Source organism: Solwaraspora sp. WMMA2101, assembly GCF_049179175.1.
Classification (GTDB): domain Bacteria; phylum Actinomycetota; class Actinomycetes; order Mycobacteriales; family Micromonosporaceae; genus Micromonospora_E.
Map to the genome: position 1 here is coordinate 3,495,134 of NZ_JBMHMA010000006.1, position 22,083 is coordinate 3,517,216.

The 22,083-nt window shown below is 72.8% G+C and carries 17 protein-coding genes and 2 pseudogenes; 6 read left to right on the forward strand and 13 right to left on the reverse strand.

Annotated features, from left to right (window positions below; translation table 11 throughout):
• Nucleotides 1–18: 18 nt before the first annotated feature.
• Complete coding sequence (locus ACN28F_RS16715; protein ID WP_289208862.1) at nucleotides 19–2,553, reverse strand: putative bifunctional diguanylate cyclase/phosphodiesterase; 2,535 nt, start codon at nucleotides 2,551–2,553, stop codon at nucleotides 19–21.
• A 471-nt stretch (nucleotides 2,554–3,024) separates the two neighbouring features.
• On the opposite strand from ACN28F_RS16715, the gene moaC reads away from it, so the two are divergent.
• From moaC to ACN28F_RS16735, 4 genes are read left to right on the forward strand one after another with little or no spacing between them, the layout of a single operon-like run.
• A complete protein-coding gene (gene moaC / locus ACN28F_RS16720) occupies nucleotides 3,025–3,516 on the forward strand; it encodes a cyclic pyranopterin monophosphate synthase MoaC (protein WP_282224523.1) in 492 nt (163 codons plus the stop codon).
• Nucleotides 3,513–3,995 carry a MogA/MoaB family molybdenum cofactor biosynthesis protein gene (locus tag ACN28F_RS16725; protein WP_289208863.1) on the forward strand — a complete coding sequence of 161 codons (483 nt, stop codon included), beginning with the start codon at nucleotides 3,513–3,515 and terminating at the stop codon, nucleotides 3,993–3,995. The genes moaC and ACN28F_RS16725 overlap by 4 nt, the downstream gene beginning before the upstream one ends.
• 55 nt (nucleotides 3,996–4,050) lie before the next feature.
• Nucleotides 4,051–5,274 (forward strand): molybdopterin molybdotransferase MoeA, encoded by a 1,224-nt coding sequence (locus ACN28F_RS16730; protein WP_421361423.1) that lies wholly within the window; start codon nucleotides 4,051–4,053, stop codon nucleotides 5,272–5,274.
• Complete coding sequence (locus tag ACN28F_RS16735; protein WP_289208864.1) at nucleotides 5,271–5,702, forward strand: molybdenum cofactor biosynthesis protein MoaE; 432 nt, start codon at nucleotides 5,271–5,273, stop codon at nucleotides 5,700–5,702. The genes ACN28F_RS16730 and ACN28F_RS16735 overlap by 4 nt, the downstream gene beginning before the upstream one ends.
• Before the next feature lie 45 nt (nucleotides 5,703–5,747).
• On the opposite strand, the gene ACN28F_RS16740 is transcribed toward ACN28F_RS16735, so the two are convergent.
• From ACN28F_RS16740 to ACN28F_RS16760, 5 genes are all read right to left on the reverse strand, one after another.
• On the reverse strand, nucleotides 5,748–7,241 hold the full coding sequence (locus ACN28F_RS16740) for a glycosyltransferase 87 family protein (RefSeq protein ID WP_421358572.1): 1,494 nt from the start codon (nucleotides 7,239–7,241) through the stop codon (nucleotides 5,748–5,750).
• Between the two features lie 263 nt (nucleotides 7,242–7,504).
• On the reverse strand, nucleotides 7,505–8,053 hold the full coding sequence (locus ACN28F_RS16745; protein WP_421358574.1) for a DoxX family membrane protein: 549 nt from the start codon (nucleotides 8,051–8,053) through the stop codon (nucleotides 7,505–7,507).
• A gap of 78 nt (nucleotides 8,054–8,131) precedes the next feature.
• Nucleotides 8,132–9,436, reverse strand: a complete 1,305-nt coding sequence (locus ACN28F_RS16750; RefSeq protein ID WP_289208867.1) for an ATP-binding protein — start codon at nucleotides 9,434–9,436, stop codon at nucleotides 8,132–8,134.
• A gap of 133 nt (nucleotides 9,437–9,569) precedes the next feature.
• Nucleotides 9,570–10,406: an LppU/SCO3897 family protein gene (locus tag ACN28F_RS16755; RefSeq protein ID WP_421358576.1), complete on the reverse strand. Its 837-nt coding sequence runs from the start codon at nucleotides 10,404–10,406 to the stop codon at nucleotides 9,570–9,572.
• 117 nt (nucleotides 10,407–10,523) lie between these two features.
• Nucleotides 10,524–11,486 carry an LppU/SCO3897 family protein gene (locus ACN28F_RS16760; protein ID WP_421358578.1) on the reverse strand — a complete coding sequence of 321 codons (963 nt, stop codon included), beginning with the start codon at nucleotides 11,484–11,486 and terminating at the stop codon, nucleotides 10,524–10,526.
• Between the two features lie 156 nt (nucleotides 11,487–11,642).
• On the opposite strand from ACN28F_RS16760, the gene ACN28F_RS16765 reads away from it, so the two are divergent.
• Nucleotides 11,643–12,644: an EamA family transporter gene (locus ACN28F_RS16765; protein WP_289208870.1), complete on the forward strand. Its 1,002-nt coding sequence runs from the start codon at nucleotides 11,643–11,645 to the stop codon at nucleotides 12,642–12,644.
• Here the strand turns inward: ACN28F_RS16765 and ACN28F_RS16770 are convergent.
• The 7 genes and pseudogenes from ACN28F_RS16770 to ACN28F_RS16800 all read right to left on the reverse strand — a co-directional run bounded on the left by ACN28F_RS16770 (nucleotide 12,583) and on the right by ACN28F_RS16800 (nucleotide 20,662).
• Nucleotides 12,583–13,674, reverse strand: coding sequence for a hypothetical protein (locus ACN28F_RS16770; RefSeq protein WP_421358580.1), 1,092 nt, complete (start codon nucleotides 13,672–13,674; stop codon nucleotides 12,583–12,585). The genes ACN28F_RS16765 and ACN28F_RS16770 overlap by 62 nt on opposite strands.
• Nucleotides 13,675–13,753: 79 nt before the next feature.
• Nucleotides 13,754–15,538, reverse strand: a pseudogene (locus tag ACN28F_RS16775) (ATP-dependent helicase); the annotation flags it as partial.
• Between the two features lie 74 nt (nucleotides 15,539–15,612).
• Nucleotides 15,613–17,005 (reverse strand): annotated as a pseudogene (locus tag ACN28F_RS16780) (endonuclease Q family protein); the annotation flags it as partial.
• Between the two features lie 69 nt (nucleotides 17,006–17,074).
• Nucleotides 17,075–18,367 carry a metallophosphoesterase gene (locus ACN28F_RS16785; RefSeq protein ID WP_289208873.1) on the reverse strand — a complete coding sequence of 431 codons (1,293 nt, stop codon included), beginning with the start codon at nucleotides 18,365–18,367 and terminating at the stop codon, nucleotides 17,075–17,077.
• Nucleotides 18,368–18,382: 15 nt separating this feature from the next.
• The gene (locus ACN28F_RS16790; protein WP_289208874.1) at nucleotides 18,383–18,631 is read right to left on the reverse strand and encodes a MoaD/ThiS family protein; all 249 of its coding nucleotides are present in this window, start codon (nucleotides 18,629–18,631) and stop codon (nucleotides 18,383–18,385) included.
• Between the two features lie 2 nt (nucleotides 18,632–18,633).
• Entirely contained in the window at nucleotides 18,634–19,668 is a 1,035-nt protein-coding gene (gene moaA, locus ACN28F_RS16795) for a GTP 3',8-cyclase MoaA (RefSeq protein ID WP_289208875.1), read from the reverse strand.
• A 100-nt stretch (nucleotides 19,669–19,768) separates the two neighbouring features.
• Nucleotides 19,769–20,662, reverse strand: coding sequence for a fructosamine kinase family protein (locus ACN28F_RS16800; protein WP_289208876.1), 894 nt, complete (start codon nucleotides 20,660–20,662; stop codon nucleotides 19,769–19,771).
• A 213-nt stretch (nucleotides 20,663–20,875) separates the two neighbouring features.
• On the opposite strand from ACN28F_RS16800, the gene ACN28F_RS16805 reads away from it, so the two are divergent.
• Nucleotides 20,876–21,985 carry a DUF4192 domain-containing protein gene (locus ACN28F_RS16805; protein ID WP_289208877.1) on the forward strand — a complete coding sequence of 370 codons (1,110 nt, stop codon included), beginning with the start codon at nucleotides 20,876–20,878 and terminating at the stop codon, nucleotides 21,983–21,985.
• Nucleotides 21,986–22,083 lie beyond the last annotated feature (98 nt).

A 22,083-nucleotide genomic window follows, 5' to 3' on the forward strand; every position in this document is an offset into this window, starting at 1 on the left:
GCAAGTCTGGCAGAACGGTCACGCCGGTAGGTGCGGTACCTTCTCGGTCCGCTGCCGTTGATGTGCCCGGCGGTTCTGATCGAGCCGGATGACGGCACCCTCGTCGTGCAGCGGCCCGGCCAGGCTACCGGGGCGGCCGCCGGAGCCGCACTGCAGTGCGGTCAGCAACCGGTGGGCCGGCATCGGGCGGGCGAAGAGGTGGCCCTGACCGGCGGTGCAGCCAAGTGCCCACAACGCCTGGCGCTGTGGTTCACTCTCCACGCCTTCGGCGACGACGGCCAGGCCGAGGCTGCGGCCGAGGTCGACGGTCGACCGGATGACGGCGACCGCCTCGGCGGAGGTCTCCATGCTCCGCACGAACGACCGGGCGATCTTCAGTTCGTGCACCGGCACCCGCGACAGCATCGACAGTGACGAGTAGCCGGTGCCGAACTCGTCGAGGGCGAGTCGGATCCCGGCGTCGCGGAGTTGGCCGAGCACCTGGTCGACCACTTCGAGTTGACTGATGGTGAGCGTCTCGGTCAGCTCGAGGACGAGCCGGCTGGGCGGGATGTCGTGGGCGCGGAGCCGGGCGAGGACGGCGCTGGGGTAGCGCGGGTCGAGCAGGCTGCGCGGGGACAGGTTGACCGCGACGGGCAGGGCGAAGCCGGCTTCGGCCCAGGTGGCGGCGGCGATCAGGGACTGGTCGAGGACCGCGTCGGCGAACGCGGGGAGCAGCCCGGACCGTTCGACGGTGTCCAGGAAGCGTGGCGGGTCGAGTCGGCCCTGGTCCGGGTGCTGCCAGCGGGCGAGCGCTTCGGCGGCGATCACTTCGCCGGTGCCGAGGTCGACGATCGGCTGGAAGGCGACGCTGAACTCGTGCTCGGCGACGGCGCGGGGCAGGTCTCCACCGAGGGCCAACCGGCCGACGTCGGCGGTGTCCCGGCCGCGGGCGTACGAGGCGATCCGTCCGCCGGACCGTTTCGCCTGGTACATGGCTACGTCGGCGCGACGCAGCAGCTCGGGCATGCCGCCGTTGCCGGGGGCGACGGCGATGCCACCGCTGGCTTCGACGTTGATCCGCATGCCGTCGAGGTCCATCGGGGCACAGATCGCGGCGAGCAGGGCATCGGCCCGGTGGGTGGCGATCGCGGGTGCGGGCAGGCCGGTCAACAGTACGGCGAACTCGTCGCCGCCGAGCCGGGCGACCATGTCGCCCGCGTGCGCGGTGGCGCAGAGCCGGCGCGCCACCTGGATCAGCACCTCGTCGCCGGCGGCGTGCCCGAGCGTGTCGTTGATCTCCTTGAAGTGGTTGAGGTCGATCAGGAGCAGGGCGGTGATCCCGCCGGTGCGCCGACCGCCGAGGAGTTGCGCGCCGTGGTCCATCAGCCGACGTCGGTTGGCCAGTCCGGTGAGCGAGTCCTGCGCCGCCTGCCGGGCATGCCGTTCGGCCTCCTCGTTGAGCTGCTGGTAGAGGGTGGCGTTGCGGACCGCCGTACACAGTGCCGAGGCGAACGTACGCAGGGTGTAGTGCTCGCGGTCGGAGAACTTGACCGGGCCGGCCAGGCACAGCCGTAGGGTCCCGACGCTGACGGTGCTGTCCGGACTGGCGAGCGGGACGGCGATCACCGTACGCATGTGCGGGGTGGGCGCGGTATCGGCCGGGCCGTCGTACTGCACGCCGTCGCTGTTGCCCTGGACGAGCCGGTGCGGGCTGTTGAGCTCCACCTCGACCCGGTCGGTGGAGAACAGGTCGGCGGCCTGCACCACCGCGGTGGACAGCACCACGTCGAGGTCGATGACGTTGAGTGCGTCGGTGGCCCGGGCCAGTCGTTGCCAGGCCTGCTGGTCGGCCCGGGAGCGGGCCTGACCGGCGTAGGCCAGGTGGATGCAGAGCACCACCGGCGGGATGGTCACCAGCAGCCATTGATCCGCCTTGAGGATCAGCAGGGTGGCCAGGATCAGCGGAAATCGGATGACCGCGCTGGAAATGCGCAGGCCGAGGTCTTGTCGGAACATGACCCGCAGCCGGGTCCGGGTGGCGCGGGCGATGACCGGAAGGGTCAGGACCTCGTCGAGTACGACCGCCACCACATAGGCGCCGGCGAGTGGTCCGAAGAACGTGATGCTGGAGATCGGTTGGGCCAGGTCCCAGTTCAGCGCGTGCAGGACGCCGCCGGCGGCTGCGGCGAGCAGCATGTTCTTGGCGACGGCGAAGGTCGCTTTTATCCGGGCGACCCGTTGGACGATCATCACGAGTCCGACGCCGAGGCCGGTGCAGAGCAGAACCAGGGTGGCCGGGGCCACCGCGAGGCCGACCAGGATGGCGACTTCGCTCCAGGCGATGGCGTGGGCGGTGGAGCGGATCCGTACGTGCCACTGGACGGTCACGCCGACTGCGGCGAGGAAGACGAGTGCGGCGACCAGCGCGAATTGGTCCGGGGTGGTGACCAGGGATCCGGCGACGAGAACAAGAGAGGCGATTCCGACAGTTGCCGCACAAACGGCGACGAGACCGACGAGCAGCAGGAGCTGCCGATCGGTCTCAATGTCGCGTCGAACTGTGCGGGTCACGCCCGTTCCTGATCTTGTTGCCGTGCGTACCCCGCGAGACTACTGCTTGTCATCGGGAGATGACAGTATCAGAGCCATTCGTGACTGCGCATGGTGTTCTCCTCCACTCGATCGGGCAGTTGGTGCTGCCGTTTCCGTGACGGGAGAACCATAGAGTTGCGATATGCCACTTGCATACGAATAAATGTCCATATGCGCATGATTAGTGAAGATGGTGGTGGTTTGTCACTGATCGTTATTGGCTGCCGACGGAATGCGTTCGAACGCCTTCGTTCATAACCTTAAGCATTCCTTATGGATGCACCATTTGGTCATGTAACTAGGTATCCGCGAAACTGATCCGGTAAGCGTGTCGAGAGCACCATGGACGGTCTGGTCGCCCGTACCCGTGACCAGGGTGTCAGGTCGACTCTGCCGGTGGACAGGGCCGTCGGGCCAGAGTCGACCGGTCAGCTCGCTAGGCTCGTTCAGGTGACCGAGGTGCCGAACCTGACCCATGTCGACGACGCGGGTGCCGCGCGGATGGTGGACGTGACCGCCAAGACACCGTCCGTACGCCGTGCGGTGGCCGCCGGCCGGCTGCGGACCACCCGCGAAGTGACCGATCTGCTCCGCCGCGACGGGCTGCCGAAGGGCGACGCCCTGGCGGTCGCCCGGATCGCCGGCATCATGGGAGCCAAACGCACTCCCGACCTGATCCCGCTGTGCCACCCCATCGCGCTGCACGGGGTGACCGTCGACCTGGAGATCACCGACGACTCCGTCGAGATCACCGCGACCGCCCGGACCGCCGACCGGACCGGCGTCGAGATGGAGGCTCTGACCTCGGTCGCGACCGCCGGCCTGGCGTTGATCGACATGGTCAAGGCCGTCGACCCGGCGGCCACCCTCGACGCGGTCCGGGTGCTGACCAAGTCCGGCGGCAAGACCGGCGACTGGCAGCGACCGGCGGACCGGCCGTGACCCCGTACGCGCGGGTCGTGGTGGCCTCGAACCGGGCCGCCTCCGGGGTGTACGCGGACACCAGCGGCCCGCTGCTCGTCGCCGGCCTGCGGGACCTCGGCTGCCGGGTCGACGACCCGGAGGTCGTGCCGGACGGGGAGCCGGTCACGCAGGCGTTGCGCCGGGCCGTCGCCGACGGCGTCCAACTGGTCCTGACCAGTGGCGGTACGGGGATCACCCCGACCGACCGCACCCCCGAGGCGACCCGCTCGGTGCTCGACTACGAGATCCCGGGGATCGCCGAGGCGATCCGGGCGGTCAGCCGTACGGCGGTGCCCACCGCTGCACTGTCGCGCGGTGTCGCCGGGGTGGCCGGCCGGACGTTGATCGTCAATCTGCCCGGCTCCACCGGTGGTGCCCGCGACGGACTCGCCGTACTCGGGCCGATCCTGCGGCACGCGCTGGACCAGTTGAGCGGCGGCGACCACCCCCGTGGCTGACCGATAGGCTCGCCCGGTGACCGCCGAACCGTCCGCCGGTGTGGCTCAGCCGGCCATGGACCACCGCCCCGTCGACTGGGCGCACGCCCGTGCCCTCGTCCACGCGGCGGGCCGGACCGCCCGTCGCCCGCCGGTGCAGGTGCCGTTGCCGCAGGCCGACGGCCACACCCTCGCCGCCCCGCTGGTGACCCTGACCGACCTGCCGGCGTTCCGGACCTCCAGCGTCGACGGCTGGGCGGTCCGTGGTGCCGGGCCGTGGCGGGTGGTGGGCCGGATACTGGCCGGTGGGGTGCCGTCGGCGCTCGGCGACGACGGGGTGGCGGTGCAGATCGCCACCGGTGCGATGGTGCCCGCCGACGCGACCAGCGTGCTGCGGGTCGAGGAGTCGACCGTCGACGAGGCAGGGCTGGTGCACGGCGACCCCCGGCCGCAACCGGAGTGGCGATCGCCGGGCGAGGAGGCCACCGCCGGTGAGGAACTGCTGCCGGCCGGTACGCCGGTCGACCCCGCCGTGATCGGCCTCGCCGCCTCCTGCGGCTACGACACCCTGCCGGTGCACCGTCCGGTGCGGGCCGCGCTGCTGGTCTTCGGCGACGAACTGCTGACCGGCGGGCCACCCGGGGCCGGCCGGGTCCGCGACGCCCTCGGCCCGTCGGTGCCGGGCTGGCTGCGCCGCTACGGCTGTGAGCTGCCCGCCGACGCCGTCGTCGGCCCGGTCGCGGACACCCTCGACGCGCACGTCGACGGGCTGCGTACGGCGTTGGCCGACGCCGACCTGGTCTGCACCACCGGCGGCACCATGCACGGCCCGGTCGACCATCTGCATCCGGCGTTGGCGCAGCTCGGTGCCGGGTACGTGGTCAACACGGTCGCGGTCCGTCCCGGGTTCCCAATGCTGCTCGCCCGGGTGTCCGGCTGCGACGGCCGGGACCGGTTCGTCGCCGGTCTGCCGGGCAACCCCCAGTCGGCCGTCATCGCCCTGGTGTCCCTGGTCGCGCCGCTGCTGGCCGGGATGCACGGGCGGGCGCTGCCCGCTCTGCCCCGGCACCGGCTCGGTGCCGCCGTACCCGGCCGGGGCGACTTCACCCACCTTGCGCTGGTACGGCTGGACCCGGTGACCGGTACGGCGTACCCGGTGCCGCACGTGGGGTCGGCGATGCTGCGGGGGCTGGCCACCGCCGCCGGCTTCGCGGTGATCCCGCCGGGGGGTGCCGGCGCGGCCGGTGACGAGGTGTCCGTCGTACCACTGCCGATGCTGCCCGGGGAGCGACTGCCGTGACCGTACCGATCCGACCTGTCCTGGTGGCGGTGACCGCGACGCCGCTCGACCTGGCGGCGCACGAGGCGGCGGTCGCGGACCACCGCGCCGGCGCGGTGGTCTCCTTCCAGGGGGTGGTCCGCGACCACGACCATGGCCGGTCGGTGACCCGGCTGGAGTACGAGGGCCACCCCAGCGCGGCGGAGATCCTGCACGAGGTGGCCCGGGAGGTGGCCGCCGACCCGGCGGTGTACGCGGTCGCGGTGTCGCACCGGCTCGGTCCGTTGGCCATCGGTGACGTGGCGTTGGTGGCGGCGGTGAGCACCGCGCACCGGGCGGCGGCCTTCACCGCCTGCGCCCGGCTGGTCGACGAGGCGAAGGCCCGGTTGCCGATCTGGAAGCGGCAGTTCTTCGCCGACGGCACCGAGGAGTGGGTCAACTGCCCGTAGGACCGCCTCGCGCCGATCGGCGCGAGGCCGGCCGGTGGGCGTAGGTCAGCTGCCGGTACGTGCCCGGCCGGTGGGCGCGGTGAGCCGGCGCCGGATCTGCGGACGAGGGTCCAGGTAGAAGGCCGGCTCCGCGCCGGGCCGCCACGGCAGGGCGGCGACGAGCGCGATCAGCGCCAGGCCGAGCGAGTTCTCCATCAGCACCCCCCACAGTCCGTCGTGGTAGTGCGACACCTGCGGCAGCTTGTGCTCGTAGGGCCAGATCGGGGAGATCAGGAAGAGCAGGTAGAGCGCGACGGCGGCGGCCGCGTGCCGCAGCCCGGTCAGCGCCGGGAACCAGATCGGGGTACGCAGCCCGGCGACGCCGCTGATCCCCGGGCCGGTCGGCGGGTAGGTACGCCGTGAGATCAGCCCCTGACTGGCGCTGCGTCGGCGCAGCGCCGCGTCGGCCAGCACGATGATCGCCGGGATGACGAAGACCAGGTGGTGTGACCAGCTGATCGGGCTGATCACGTTGGCGGTGAGGCCGATCAGGGTGAACGCGGTCAGTTCGTCGCCGTCGGCGTGGGCGTGGGCGGCCCGGCTGAGCCCGAGGGCGAGCAGCAGGGCGGCGAACGAGAACCAGAGCAGCCCCGGGGTCTGCATCGAGTCGTAGAGCCGGGCCAGGACGCCGGCGAGCGACTGGTTCGGGGTCATGTCGGCCACGCCGACCCGGCCGGTGTCCCAGAGCACCGAGGTGAAGTAGGCAGCCGACTCCTTCGTCGCGACGACCATCGCGCCGACGGTGACCAGCGCGGCGGTGCCGATGGCCGTGGTGGCGGCGCGCCACTGCCGGGTGACCAGCAGGTAGACGATGAACAGCGCAGGGGTCAGCTTGATCGAGGTGGCCAGCCCGATGCCGGCTCCGGCCCAGATGCCGCTGAAGAAGATCCGGCGCAGCGGTCCGCCGGTGGCCAGCCGGTGCGGCGTCGGCGCGGCCCGCCAGCGCAGCGCCACCAGGTCGGCGATGATCAGGCCGAAGAGCAGCAGGTTGACCTGGCCGTAGCCGAGGGTCTCGCGGGCCGGTTCGATGGCCACCGCCAGGGGGACCGCCAGACCGACGGCGAACCAGCGCGGCCACCCGCAGCGGTCGGCGATCGGCCCGAGCAGGACGGCGAGGACCAGGGCCAGGGCGGTGATGCCGAGCAGGACGTTGATCCATCCGGCGGCGAGCATCGGGACCAGCGCCATCGGCAGCATGGTGAGCCCGGCGAACGGTGGATAGGTGAAACCGAGGGTGGTCTCGGGGGCGATGAACTCGTACAGCTCGCCGCCGTTGGTCCACCACAGCATCGCTCCGTGGTAGATCCGCATGTCGAAGAAGTTGTACGGCCGGCCGAACAGGCCGATCGCGTACCAGGCGGCGTAGCAGGTCAGCGCGATCAGGCCGAGCCGTAGCAGGGTGGCGCGGTCGAGCCCGCGCCACGCGTCGCGGACCCGCCCCAGCTGGCGGCGGCGCAACGGGGTGAGACGACGGACCCGCTCACGGACGTCCGTCACCATGATCCACCCACCCCCGGTTGTCGATCGCAGAGAAATTCCGTCTGTCCGTCCGAGCCTAGAACGCAGTGTCGTCCCCGACCGCGCGCGTTACCCTACCGTGTCCGATCCCACACTAGTTCGCGACATTTCCACCGCGTTAACGCTGTGTGGCGCCTTCTGTATGGTTCGTGGTCTTCAATGGTCAACTAAACATTGAAGTCCGATATTCACCGACGACGCTGTGTCATCCCCGCAGGCCCGGGCGCAGGACCGGCAGCGTGTCGTCACCGGCCCGGCAGCCGGCGGGCGGTGGCCGCCGAGCGGACCGCGATCCGGGCGTCCCGGCGCGCCGACCGCACGGCCCGCCGTACCGACCGCCGGCCGGTGCGGACCGCGTGACCGGTACGCCACCGCAGCCCGGGACGACCTCCAGTATCCGCCGCAGCCAGCAACAATCCGCCGAGAAGGCCCAGATTCTTCAGGAAGTGCACCTGATGGAGCTGCCGCTCGGCCGGATCGGTGGCCGACCAGAACGGATGCCCGGCGACCGTGGTCGGCACCAGGGAGGCGGCCAGCACGGCCGCCGCCGGACGGGTGGCGTGGCCGGTGGCCAGCAACAGCCCGCCCGCGAGCTGGGTGGCACCGTGCAGCCGTACCAGGTTCTCGGTGTCGGCGGGCAGGCGCGGCGCGGCCCGACGGATCGTCGGAGCGACCCGGTCGGTGACCGGCCGGGCCCGCTCGACGTACGGGCCGGGGTCGGCGACCGCGCGGGTGCCGCTGACGATGAAGATGCCGCTGAGCAGGGCGCGGGCAATGGTGCGTACGGGTCTCATGCCTCAGTCATACCCGGTTGGCCGGTCTGTCACCCGGTAAACGCCCGGCCGCCGCGATCCGGTGCGGCCCGCACCGGTTCAGCCGGGCTGGGTACGCAGATAGCGGCCGAAGTGCGGGACGGTGAAAGCGACCGTTCCGCGTTCCCCCGAATAGATCAGCCCTTTTTTGATCAAGGCGTCCCGGGCCGGTGACAGGCTCGCCGGTTTGCGGCCCAGCGCCCGGGCGATCTCGGCGGTCGACACCGCCGCGTCCGGATCGGCGGCGTCGTCATCCGACAACCTCCCGCCCGATGACGGCTGCCTCCCGCCGCCCGATGACGACGGCGGTCCGCTGATCGGGTCGGCGGTGCCGGCCAGCGACGCCATCGCCCGCATGTACTCGCGCTCGGCAGGAGTGGCGCGCTCGAAGCGGGAACCGAAGAAGCCCACAGCCAGCTCGGCCTCGGCGTCCGGCGCGGCCATCCGTACGTCGGCGGCGGTGATCGGCGAACGGGGCGCGTGGTCCCAGGTCGCCTTGCCGTACGCCTGCACGAAGTACGGGTAGCCGCCGGACTTGTCGTACAGCAGGTCCAGGGCCTTGGGCTCGTACTCGACCTGCTCGCGCTGCGCCGGTGCGGTCAGGGCCTGGTCGGCGGCGACCCGGTCCAGCCGGTCGATCCGTTGGTAACGGAACAGCCGTTCGGAGTAGGACTTGGCAGCGGACAGCACCGCCGGCAGGTGCGGCAGCCCGGCGCCGACCACGATCAGTGGGCCGCCGAGCTGGGACAACTCGTGGCAGGCGGCGCAGAGCGCGGAGACGTCGTCGGTGCCGACGTCCTGCATCTCGTCGATGAACAGCGCGATCCCGGTGCCGACGTCGGTGGCGACGGCGGCGGCGTCGGTGAACAGCTCGACCAGGTCGATCTCGATGTCGCCGGAGTCGGCCCGCCCGACGGCCGCCGGCACGTCGATGCCGGGCTGCCACCGGTCGCGCAGCCGGGTCGTCCCGCCGCGTCCGCTGGCGGCCGGCGGGTTCGCACGCAGTGCAAATGCCTTGAGTACGCCGAGGAAGTCGTCGATCCGCTCGGGTGCCCGGTGCCGGGGGGCGAGTTCGCGGACCGCCATGTGCAGGGCGGCGGCGACCGGGCGGCGCAGCGACTGGTCCGGTCGGGCCTCGATCTTGCCGGTGCCCCAGAGCCGGTTGATGGCCTGGGACCGCAGGGTGTTGAGCAGGACGGTCTTGCCGACGCCCCGCAGTCCGGTGAGCATCAGGCTACGTTCGGGCCGGCCCCGGGCGACGCGCTCCAGCACGATGTCGAAGACGTCGACCTCGCGGCCCCGGCCGGCGAGTTCGGGTGGGCGCTGGCCGGCGCCGGGGGCGTACGGGTTGCGGATCGGGTCCACTCTCGCACCGTATCGGGTCGTCTAGCGTGATCGCTAGAACCCGGTAGAAGTGGCGAGAGGTGCCGGCTCAGAAAGCCTAGGGCTCTCTAGCGTTGACGCTAGAGAGCCCTAGGATCTGCTACGGACGGCCCGCTCAGAGTTCCTTCATGCAGAGCACGTAGTCGAGGATGGTCTGTTCGCTGTCGAACACGTAGGTGGTGTCGGTCTCCTCGTGGCCGAAGACCGGGTCGTCGCAGCGTGCGGTGTCGGTGGTCAGCGGGATCCGGGCGAGCACCTCGTACGAGCCCGGCTCGCAGGCCACCTTGCGCAGCTCGGCGTCGTCGTCCGTACCGTCGTTGACCACGCAGTCGCCGACCACGATCAGGCCGCTGTCGCCGGTCGCCGGCGGAGCCGACGACGCGGGATCGTCGTCCGGGGCCGGCTCCACCTCGACCGTCGGTGCGGGGGCCGGGTCACTGGCGCTCGAGTCGCTCTCGCTGTCGGCCAGCGCTCCGATCGCCACGAGCGCGCCGCAGCCGCAGAGCACCAGCAGTACCACCGCGCCGATCACCAACCCGATGATCAGGCCGGTCCGGGACTTCTTCGGCGGCTGACCGCCAGGCATCCCCGGCGGGGGCGGACCCCAGCCCGGCGGGGGCGGTGGCGGCGGGAAACCGCCCGATCCCGGTGGCGGCGGGTACGCCCCACCGCCCGATCCCGGTGGCGGGTAGGCCCCGCCACCCGAGGTCGGCGGCGGGTAACCGGCCGGCTGTCCCGGATCCGGGTAGCCACCGCCGGGCGGGTACGACGAGTAGGGGGTCGTCGGATCGGGGTAGCCGCCGCCGGACACCGGCTGGGCACCGGGCGGTGGGTAGCCGGCACCCGGCGGGTAGGCCGGACCCTGCGGCGGATATCCGGAGTGACCCGGTGTGCCGGCCGGGTCGTCGGGCTGTCCCGCACCGGGGTAGCCCGGCGGACCATAGCTGGACATGATCTCCCTAGCGTTGTCGCTGCGGTGGGTGGGATGGTCGGGCAGCGTGGCGCGGACCAACCGTGCTACCGGAGACGGTAACCAACGGTTGCCAGTTCCCGGTCAGTGCGGTGGGTCTCACCTTTGCTTCAGGCAGAGCACGAAGTCCAGGGCGTCCAACTGGCTGTTGAAGAAATACCAGTTGGTGTAACCGGTCACATCGGCGCACTTGGTCTTGGCGTCCTCCTCGCCGTCGGTGACGCCGTCGAAGCGGGCGAGCACTTCGTATGCTCCTTCGTCACAGTCGGTGATGGTGAGTACCGGGGTCTCCTCCTCCGCCACCGCCTCGTTGCGGACACACTGGCCGACGGTGACGAACCGCGCGTCGTTCGACGACGTGGGCGTCGGCGTCGCGGTGGCCTGGTCCGGATCGGGCGTCGCGGTCGGCTCCGCCGGGGGCTCGGCCGACGGGTCGACCTGCGGCCCGGCGGTCGGCACCGCCAACTCGTCCTGGTTGCCCTCGGTCGAGTCCGGCCGGGTCATCAGGTAGACCCCGGCCGCGCCGCCGCCGCAGAGCAGCAGCGTGACACCGATCAGTACGGCCAGCAGGCCACCGCTCAACCCGCCACCGCTGCGTCCCGCCCGCCCCGGTGCGGCGGTGGGCTCCCAGGCCGGCGGCTGTCCGGCCGGCGGCGGCTGTCCGGCCGGTGGGCCCGACGGGGACTGCTGCCAGGTCTGCTCCGTCGCACCCGCCCAGCCGGTGCCCGTCGGGGTGTGCCAGTTCTGGTCGGCAGAGGACGGCTGCTGACCGTACCCCTGCCAGTCGGAGCCCGCCGGCGGTGGCTGACCCGCTCCGCCCTGCCAGGTCTGCTCCGAGCCGCCCTGCCACGGTTGCTGATGGCCTGCGCCGCCCGGCCAGGCCTGCTCGGTCCCGCGGTCCTGCCACGGCTGCTCCGCCCGGCCGGTCGGGGTGTCCCCCCAGGGTTCGTTGCCACCCCACGGGTCGGACGGCTCCCGGTACGGCTCCGACGGCTGCCGGTCAGCCCACCGGTCCGGCTGCTGGTCCGGGTACGGCCCGCCCGGCGGTCCGTAGTGCGACATGTCCTGTCCTCCTGCGCGGCGGCGTTCGACGCTGGCCACCCACTGATTCCGACGGCGATGACGTCACCGTAGCGTGAGCCTCCGATGGACTCACCTCCCCGAAGTACGCCAACTCCCGGCGAGCCGCCCGATTCGCGGGGACTTGCCGGGCCGGTGGTGACCGCGACCACTGCCGTGTCGGCAACCCGACCAGCGCTGATCTGGTCGGCCCTGATGATCGTCTACGTCGTCTGGGGCTCGACCTACCTGGCGATCCGGGTGGTGGTGGAGACGATGCCACCGATGGCGGCGGCGGGTGCCCGGTTCGGCCTGGCGGCACTGCTGCTCGCGGTGATCCTGCGGGTCAGCCGGGGTCGCGGCGCGCTGCGGGTCACCGCCCGACAACTCGCCGGTGCGGCACTGGTGGGCGTACTGCTGCTCACCGGCGGGAACGGCTTGGTGATGCTGGCCGAGTCCGGGCCGCCCGGGGTCGCCGTACCGTCCGGGGTCGCCGCGCTGCTCATCGCGATGGTGCCGTTGCTGGTCGTGGTGTACCGGCTCGCGGTGCGGGACCGTCCCCGGCCGACCACCGTCGTCGGCGTACTCGTCGGCCTGGGTGGACTGGTCGTGCTGATCGCCCCGACCGGTGGCGCGGCGGCCGCGCCGCTGACCGGGTCGCTGGTCGTGGTGGCCGCCGCCACCGCCTGGTCGGCCGGTTCGTTCATCGCCGGCCGGATCAGCATGCCGACCGACGCCTTCGTCACCACCGTCTACCAGATGGCCGCCGGCGCGGCCGCGCTGGTGGCGTTCGGTGTGCTGCGGGGCGAACTGCGCGGCGTCGACCTGACCCAGATCTCGGCGAGATCCTGGTGGGCACTGGCGTACCTGCTGGTGGCCGGCTCGCTGATCGCGTTCACCGCGTACGTGTGGCTGTTGCAGCACGCGCCGATCTCGCTGGTCGCCACCTACGCGTACGTCAACCCGGTGGTCGCGGTCGCGCTCGGCGCGCTGCTGGCCGCCGAACCGGTCACCCCGCGCATCCTGCTCGGCGGCCTGGTGATCGTCGTCGGGGTGGCGCTGGTGGTGACCACCGAACGTCCGCGCGTCAGCGGCCGGGTCAGCGGACGAACAGGGTGGCCCGGCCGTCGCGGATCCCGACGATCTGTCCCCGGACGTTGACGTCGACGACCCGGTCGGTGGGGCGCAGGCCCAGGGTGGTCAGGTCGACCATGGTGCCGTGCTGCCAGCGGAACGGATGGCTGGCGCCGGTCGCGGTGTCTGCGTGGCCGATCACCACGCCCCGGTCGCTGATCGCGACGGCGGAACTGTCGGCACCGCCGAGGGTGCCGAGATCCCTGATCGCGCCGTCCCGCCACAGGTAGGCGTGCCATTGCCGGTCCGCCGTCGTCGAGCCACCGACGATCTCCCGCCGGTTGTTGACGTCGGCCGGTTGGTTGGGCCACAGCCCGTCGCCACCCAGGGTGCCGAGGTCGGTCCGGACGCCCCGGTGCCAGCGGTAGCCACGGCAGTTGCACGGGTACCCAGGGGTCGGTTCGTACTCGCCGACGATGTCGCCCCAGTTGTTGATGCCGGTCTGCGCCGCGTACGCGTTGTTGTGCCAGAGCATGGTCAGCTCGCCCCGGTGCCAGAGGAAGCTCTGGTCCGGTGAGGTCACCTCGGCGGTGCCGAAGACCACGCCGAGATCGTTGATGGAGACCGCGTACGAGGATCCGGCATCGGGAATCTCGATCGTGGTGAATGCGCCTCGATGCCAGACCGCCACCTGGGAGAGTCCGGTGGCCGTGATCGCGTTGCCCACCACCATCCCCGCCTCGTTGATCTCTGCGGCGTGGAACCGGTCGAAGCCGTCGGGTGCGCCGAGCGGTGTCAGTTCCCCGGCCTGCCACAGGTGACCGCCGCCGACGACCTGGCCCCGGTCGTTGATCGCCAGGCTCCATTCGGTCGCGGCGAAGCCGAGATCAACCGCCCGGTACGGACGGTCCGTCCGGCTGGCAGCGGCACCGTCGGCCGTCGGGCCACCGGCACCCGCCGCCGATGGCCCGGTGGCACCCGCCGCCGACGGACCGACGGCCACGCCGATCGACATCGCCAGCGTGGCGACGAGCACCGTGGCGACGCGCACCGTGGCGACGCGCACCGTAGCGACGCGCGGACTGGTTCGGGGGAACGTCCGGAGTGACTGACCCATGGTGGTCAGGGTGCTAGCTGAGCGTAACGCTCGTCAATGCGTGTCGGGTGTCTATCGGTGAGGTGACAGTTGCCCATTGTCACAACAGACGTAGTTGGCGATCCTTCGGGCGGCGCGGACCTTCCGCCCCGAGCCGGTCGAACAGGCCGGCGTCGATCGCGTCCAGGAACGGTGTCGGCCGCATGTCCCGCTCCTGGCCGTGCCGCAGCCGCCGACCCGCGTGGGAGACGTACAGCCGGTCCTGCGCCCGGGTCAGCCCGACGAAGAACAGCCGCCGTTCCTCGGCGATCTCGTCCTCGCTGGGCGCCCTACCGGCGAACCGCAACGGCAGCAGGCCGTCCTCGCAGCCGACCAGGAAGACCACCGGGAACTCCAGGCCCTTCGCGGCGTGCAGGGTGAGCAGGGTGACCGCCTCGGCCCGAGGGTCCAGCGCGTCCACCTCGGCGCCGGTCTCCAGCTGCGCCAGCAGCAGCGACAGGTCCTCGCCGCAGCGGTGCGCCAACGGGGTCAGCAGCTCCACCGCCGCCCAGACGTCCGCCGGCACCAGCTGCGGCCCGGTCGGCGTGTCCAGGGTCGGCGCGGTCAACCGGTCGGCCAGCACCTGACCAGCGGCCCGGACCCGGGCGGTGAGGGCGGCGTCCGGCCCGCCGGCACCGACGTGGCGCAGCTCCCGGGCGATCGCCAGCACCCCCGGACGGTCCCGCAGCCGGTTGTGCGAACGCTTCTGCACCGGTACGCCCGCCCGGGTCAACGCCTCCACGATCGGCCCCGACTGGGCGTCGGTGCGGTACAGCACGGCGATGTCGGAGAACGACACCGTCGACGACTGCCCGTCGATGCGCCCCGAGTCCAGCGACCGGTGCGACACCCCGCCGACCAGCTCGTCGACCGTACGCACGACGAACGTCGCCTCGTCGGCGGCCGTCGCGGCCGGGTACAGCCCGATCAGCGGTGCCTGCGGATCCAGCCGGGCCGGCTCCAGCCGGCGGCCGCGTACCAGCGAACTGGGCGCGATGGCCTGCACGGCGGCGGCCAGGATCGGCGCCGCCGACCGGTAGTTGCGGGCCAGCCGGACCAGCCGGGCGTCGACGAAGTCCTCCGAGAACCGCAGGAAGTAGCGCACGTCGGCGCCGCGGAACGAGTAGATCGCCTGGTCCGGGTCGCCGATCGCGCAGAGGTTGCCGTCGGCCGGGCTGAGCAGCCGCAGCAGGTCGTACTGGTCGGCGTCGACGTCCTGATACTCGTCGACGAAGATCCACCGCCAGCGGTCCCGGTAGCGCGCCACCAGCTTCGGGTCCTCGCGCAGCAGCCGCAGCGGCAGGGTGACCAGCTCGTCCAGGTCGACCAGGCCGGCGGCGCGCAGCAGCTTGGCGTACGTCGCGTCGTCCTCGCCGGCCTCGGCGCGGGCCTGGTCGCGTTCGGCGTCGTCGGCGATCCGGAAGCCCTTCGGCAGCCCGGCGGCCTTCGGGTTCTCCCGCAGGATGGTCAGTCCGAGCGAGTGGAAGGTGGCCACCGTGACGTCCTCGGCGACCGGGCCGAGCAGCCCGTCGAGCCGGTGCCGCAGCTCCTCGGCGGCCCGCCGGGTGAAGGTGATCGCCAGGCAGTGTTCGGGGAAGACGTTGAGTTCGGCGCAGAGGTACGCGATCCGGTGGGTCAGCGTCCGGGTCTTGCCGGTGCCCGGCCCGGCCACGATCAGCAGCGGCCCGCCCGGCGCGGACGCGGCGACCCGCTGCATCGCGTCGAGCCGGTCCAGCAGCCCGGTGCCGACCTCCTCCATGCCGGCCAGCATCGGCTCGAACGGCTCGTGCGGCGACGGCGTCGGCGGCGGCGGGATCGGCGGCGGCGCCGGCTCCGTACCGGCCCGGCCGCCACGGGACGCGCGGCCGGTAGCGGCACGGCTGGTGCGTCGGGCACCGGCCGGTGCCGCTGCGCCGGCGGCCGCCGACTCGCTGGGCGGTCGCTGCGCCGGCACCGGTACGTCGAACAGCGCCTCCGGCTGACCGGCACCGCCACCGGTCGCCAACTCGCCCGGCGCGAACAGGGTGATCACCCCGTACTCGCCGTCGTAGCCCGGCACCCGGTGGACCTCGCCGCGACGCAGCCGCCCGATCGCCTCGGCGAGCAGTTCCCCGCCGACCCGCCGAATGTCGTCCACCGGCACCGTGGTCAGGATGTCCAGCTCCGGGCCGAGCGCGGCGACCAGGTTGACCACCTGGCCCTCGACGGTCTTGGACCGGGCACCGACCCGGTGGATCTCGCCGACGATCTCCGGCAGCGCCACCAGGTGGGTGACCTGCTTCGCGTGCGCCGGCCGGTGCCCGTCCGGCCGGTCGGCGAGATCCTCGACCCGGCTCAGCACTCCGACGGTCAGCGGCTTGCCGCACTGCGGGCAGCGGCCGGCGGCCTGCCGGGTCTGCTCCGGCGACCAGTTGACGCCACAGTTGCGGTGCCCGTCGGCGTGGTACTTGCCCTCCTCCGGGAAGAACTCGATCGTGCCGACCAGCCCGTCTCCGGTGCGCAGCGCCTCCCGTACGGCGTAGTAGTCGAGCGCGCTGTCCAGCACGGTGGCCTCCCGGGCCAGCGCGGGCGGCGAATGGGCGTCGGAGTTCGACACCAGCTGGTATTTGTCCAGATGGGACACCCGCCAGTTCATCGCCGGGTCCGACGACAGGCCGGTCTCCACCGCGAAGATGTGCCCGGCCAGGTCGGCGTAGCAGTCGGCGATCGCGTCGAAGCCGGACTTGGAGCCCAGCGCGGAGAACCACGGCGTCCAGATGTGCGCCGGTACCAGGTAGCCGTCCTCGCTCGCCGCCAGGGTGATCTCCAGCAGGTCGCGGGAGTCCAGCCCGAGGATCGGGCGGCCGTCGGAGCCGAGGTTGCCGATGCGGCCCAACGCGGTGTTGAACCGCGCCACCGCGTCCAGATCCGGCAGGTAGATCAGGTGGTGCACCTTGCGGGTGCGGTCGTCCCGCTTGTAGATCGTCGAGATCTCGACGCTGAGCATGTAACGCACCGGGTGCGCTTCGGCCTCGCTGGCCAGTCGGGGCGGCAGTCGGCGGGCGACGTCGCGCTCCGCCTCCGGGCTGAGCCGGTACAGCCCCGGCTCGGCCGGGCGCAGCGACTCACGCAGGTGCTCGAACCACGCCGGGTGGGTGAAGTCGCCGGTGCCGAGCAGGCTGACGCCCTTGCGTCGGGCCCACCAGGCCAGGTTCGACATGTTCAGGTCGCGGCTGCAGGCGCGCGAGTACCGGGAGTGGATGTGCAGGTCGGCGACGAAGGACCCGGGACCCGTGGCGGAGCCGGGGGAGGGCACGGCGCGGTACGGGGGCACGCCGCATCCTGTCACGAACGCCGGCCGGGCGCAGGGTCGCCACGCGCGCGAACGCACGAGACGTGACTCTCACTCGCTGCGCAGCTGCACCAGGGAGACCTGCGGTGGGGCGCCGACGCGCACCGGCGGGCCCCAGAATCCGGCGCCGTTGGTCACGTACACCTGGGTGCCGTCGACCGTCGCCAGGCCGGAGACGACCGGCTGGACCAGCCGTACGGCCAGGTTGAACGGGACGATCTGACCGCCGTGGGTGTGCCCGGACAGTTGCAGGTCGACGCCGTACCGGGCGGCCTCGTGGGCCTGCACCGGCTGGTGGGCGAGCAGCACCACCGGGCGGTCGCGGTCCCGGTCGCCGAGCGCCCGGTCGTAGTCCGGGCCGGCCAGTGGACCGTCCGGCGGGCCGGCCTGCGCACCGGCGGGCGGGCTCGCCGTCGCGCCGGTCGGGTCGTTGACCCCGGCCAGGTCGAGCACCCCGCCCGGGGTGACGATCTCCCGGCGTTCGTTGACCAGCACCTGCAGGCCGAGCCGCTGCACCTCGGTGACCCACTCCTGCGCGCCGGAGTAGTACTCGTGGTTGCCGGTGACGAAGAAGCTGCCGTACCGGGCCCGCAGCCCGGCCAGCGGGGCGGCGGTCGGGCCGAGCTCGTCGACCGTGCCGTCGACCAGGTCGCCGACGACCGCGACCAGGTCGGCGTCCAGGCTGTTGATCAGCTCCACGATCCGGGCGGTGTGCCCGACCCCGGTCAGCGGTCCGATGTGGATGTCCGACACGGTGGCGATCCGCAGCCCGTCCATGGCCCGGGGCAGGCGGGCGAGCGGGATCTGCACCCGGTCCAGCTGGGGCGGGCCGAGCGCGGTCCGTACGCCGTAGCCGGTGACGCCGGCGGCGGTCAACCCGGCGAAGATCGCCGCGCCCCGGGCGATCAGCAGCCGCCGGCCCGGGTCCGGCACGATGTCGGTGGCGGGTCGGCCGCCGGGCAGCGCGGTCGGCGGCGGCGGGGCCGCCGCGGCCGCCGGGGCGGTCACCGGCACCGAGTCCAGCGTGCCGACCTGCCGGCCGCGCGCCCGCCCGACCAGCCGGACCACCAGCAGCGGCAGCTCCAGCGCCAGCAGGACGACCAGCAGGTAGAACATCACCGCCAGCCACACGTATCCGGGCCAGGCCAGCCAGGACATCCCGGCGGACCGGGTGCTGACCATCGTCGTCGGCACCAGCACCGCCAACCCGAGGGCCAGCAGGCTGCCGGCCCGCCGCCACCGGCCCGGCCGGGTGGTGTCGCGCACCAGGCGTCGCCACAGGTAGAGGTGGATCAGGCCGGTGATCAGCGTCAGGGTGCCGACGAACCCGAGTACGGCGAGCACAGCGTCGGACTCTCCTCAGCCGCCGGCAAATGGTGGCAGTACGTCGACCGTGGCACCGGCCGGCAACGGTGTGTGACGATCATGCCAGACGGTGCCGTCGACCAGGAAACTCGCCACCGCCAGCACCCGGCCCAGCCCGTCGCCGTGCCGGCTGGTCAACTCGGTGACGAAGCCGTCGCGGTCCAGCCCGGCCGGTACGGCGTCGCTGGTCCGACCGGCCGCCGCCCGCGCCCCAGCGAAGTAACGCACCGTCACCGATTCCATGCTCAGCCGCCAATCGCCGACATCGGGCGGGCCGGCTGCAGGAACGTCGGGTCGTCGATGCCGTGCCCGGCCCGTTTTCCGGCCATCGCCACCCGCCAGCGCCGGGCCAGCTCGGCATCGTCGGCCCCGGCCCGCAACGCGCCCCGAAGGTCGGACTCGTGCCGGGCGAACAGGCAGTCCCGCACCTGGCCGTCGGCGGTCAGCCGGGTCCGGTCGCAGTCGCCGCAGAACGGCCTGGTCACCGTACCGATGACACCGACCCGGGCCGGTCGGCCGTCGGCGGCCTCGGCTCCGTCGACCAGCCACGTCTCGGCGGGTGCGCCACCACGTTCGGCGGGATCCGGCAGCAGGGTGAACTCGGCCTGCAGCGCCGCTAGGGTCTCGGCGGCGGTGACCATCTGCGCCCGGTCCCAGGACTGCTGGGCATCCAACGGCATCTGCTCGATGAAGCGCAGCTCGTAGCCGTGCCGCAGGGCGTACCGCAGCAGGGCCGGTGCCTCGTCGTCGTTGACGCCGCGCAGCAGCACGGCGTTGATCTTGACCGGGGTCAGCCCGGCCGCCGCCGCCCCGGCCAGCCCGGCGAGCACGTCCGGCAGCCGACGCCGGTGCGCCAACCGGGCGAACCGCTCCGGATCGAGGGTGTCCAACGACACATTCACCCGGTCCAGCCCGGCCGCGCGCAGCCCCGGCGCCAACCGATCCAGCCCGATCCCGTTGGTGGTCAGCGACAGCACCGGTCGGGGCCGCAGCGCCGCCACCGCCGCGACGATCCGGGACAGGCCGGGACGCAGCAGCGGCTCCCCGCCGGTGAACCGCACCTCGGTCACCCCGAGCCGGGTCACCGCCACGGCGACCAGCCGGATCACCTCGTCGTCGGTGAGAATGTCCGCGCTGGGCAGCCAGGGCAGACCTTCCGGCGGCATGCAGTACGAGCAGCGCAGGTTGCACCGGTCGGTCAGGGACACCCGCAGGTCCGTGGCGACCCGTCCGTACCGGTCGGTGAGCCGGCCGTCGACGGGCCGCGCGCTCGGTTCCATGCGCCGACGGTAGCGCGCCGGTCCGACGTCCGTGTTTCGGCGGGATGCTCAGCCACGGTGCGCTGGCAGGTCCGCCGCGCAGCGCAGGTTCGCGGTGCGGTCAGCCACGCAGCGCGGCGCGGGCCGCGTCGGCGACCGCCGAGCGGTACGCCGCCCCGAACAGCGCGGTGTGCACCAGCAGCAGCTGCAGTTGGTGCAGCGGCACCCGGGCGGCCCAGCCGTCGGCCAGCGGCCACTGCTGCTGGTAGCCGGCCAGGATCCGGTCCAGGTGCGGGGCACCACCGAAGAGGGCCAACTGCGCCAGGTCGGTTTCCCGGTGACCGCCGTGCGCCGCCGGGTCGACCAGCCGGACCCGCCCGTCCGCCCCCCACAGCAGGTTGCCCGGCCACAGGTCACCGTGCACCCGGGCCGGCGGCTCGTCGCCGCCGTACTCGTCGATCCGGTCGATCAACTGCTCGACCAGAGCGACCTCGGCGGCGGTGAGCGCGCCGCCGTCGGCCGACATCCGCAGGTACGGCACCAGCCGGCGCTGGGCGAACCACTGCGGCCACGGCTGACCGGTCGTCGGGGTGTTGTCCTGCGGCAACGCGCCGATCACACCCGGCCAGTCGGCACCGAAACACGCCGCGCCGGCCCGATGGGTGATCGCGAGCTCCCGGCCGAACCGTTCGGCGGCGGCGGCGTCCGGCTCGCCCGGCTCGACCCACTCCAGGGCCAGCAGCTGCGGCAGGGCCACGATCACCTCGGGCACCGGGGCGCCGCCGGCCGCGCCCAACCAGCGCAGCCCGGCGGCCTCGGCGGCGAAGAAACCCTCGGGCACCGGCGCGGCGGCGGTCTCCGGCCAGGTCTTCGCGAACACCGAGTTGCCGTCGTCGAGCGTCAGCCGGCTCGCCGCGCAGATGCTGCCACCGGCCACCGGGGTCTCCCGGATGCGCTGATGGGTCAGGAAGGTCGGCAGGTGCTCCGGGTGGGCCCGCAGGTACGCCAGATCCATGCCGGCACCGTAACGCCGGATCGTGGGCACACCGCACCGGGGCCGACCGACGCCACGCCGACGACGCCGCCACCCGCTTGAGGGCATCCGGAAATCGCCCTACCTGCGCCAATACGGAGCGTAGCTGTGGATAAGTCGGCGTGTCGCCGGCCGGCGGCCCCGTTGTCCACAGGGGGTCGGTGTGCTGCCGTCCCGGCCGGAACAGTTGTCCACATGACGCCCATCGATCCCGCCCCTGCCGCGCTGACCGTCCGCGAGCCCGCCGACCTGATCGCCGCCGTGCCGTACCTGATCGGCTTCCACCCCACCGACAGCATGGTGGTGGTCGGGATGCGCGACGCCACCGTCGTCTTCGCCGCCCGCGCCGACCTGCCCGACGACACCGCCAGCGCCGAGCTGCGCGCCGCCGCCACCGCCCAGCTGACCACGATCGTCGACCGACAGCAGGTGGACGCCGCCGTACTGCTCGGCTATGGCCCACCCGAGGCCGTCGCCCCCGCCCTGGCGGCCACCACGGCGGCCCTGCGCGACCAGGAGATCGTGCTGCTCGACGCGCTGCGGGTCACCGACGACCGCTACTGGTCCGCGTTCTGCGACGACCCGACCTGCTGCCCACCCGAGGGCCACCCCATCGACACCCGGTTCAGCCCGCTCGCCGTGGCCGCCACCGTCGCCGGTCAGGTCGCCCTGCCCGACCGGGCCGCCCTGCGCCGCCAGGTCGAGCCGGTCACCGGGGCCGCCCGCTCGGCGATGCGGGCCGCCACCGAACGGGCCCGCGCCCGACGCCGCGCACTGCTCGACGAAGCCCCGCCCGGTGACCTGCTCGGCGCCCGCACCCTGCGCCGGGCCGGCGAGAAGACCGTACGGCTGTTGCTGGACCGGCAGCGACGTGGCAGCGCCCCGACCGACGACGACGTCGCCTGGCTCAGCCTGGCCCTGACCGACCTGGAAATCCGCGACTACGCCTGGGAACGGGTCACCGAGGAACCCTGGCAGGTCACCTTCTGGCAGGACGTCGCCTGCCGCGCCGAGCCGGACCTGGCCGCCGGGCCGGCCAGCCTGCTCGCGTTCGCCGCCTGGCGAATCGGCAACGGTGCCCTCGCCCGGGTCGCCCTCGACCGGGCCCTCGACGTCGAGCCGCAGTACTCGATGGCCCGGCTGATGGACGACGTCCTGGTCCGGGGCATCCCGCCGGCGGCGCTCGGCCCGTGGCCCAAGCCGGGCCGCAAGGGCCGGCCGGGCCGCTCCGGCACCCGCCCACGCCGCCGCCCCGACGGCGAGCAGCGCGACCGCGCCCGCCCCGCCGGTCGCCGCCGCCCCTGACGGAGGCAACGACCGGGCCTGCGCCGGTCGGTCACCCGCCCGGCCACAGGTCAGGACGTGGGCTGGCCCGATCCGGCGCATCTGGCCCGGCTTCCCGG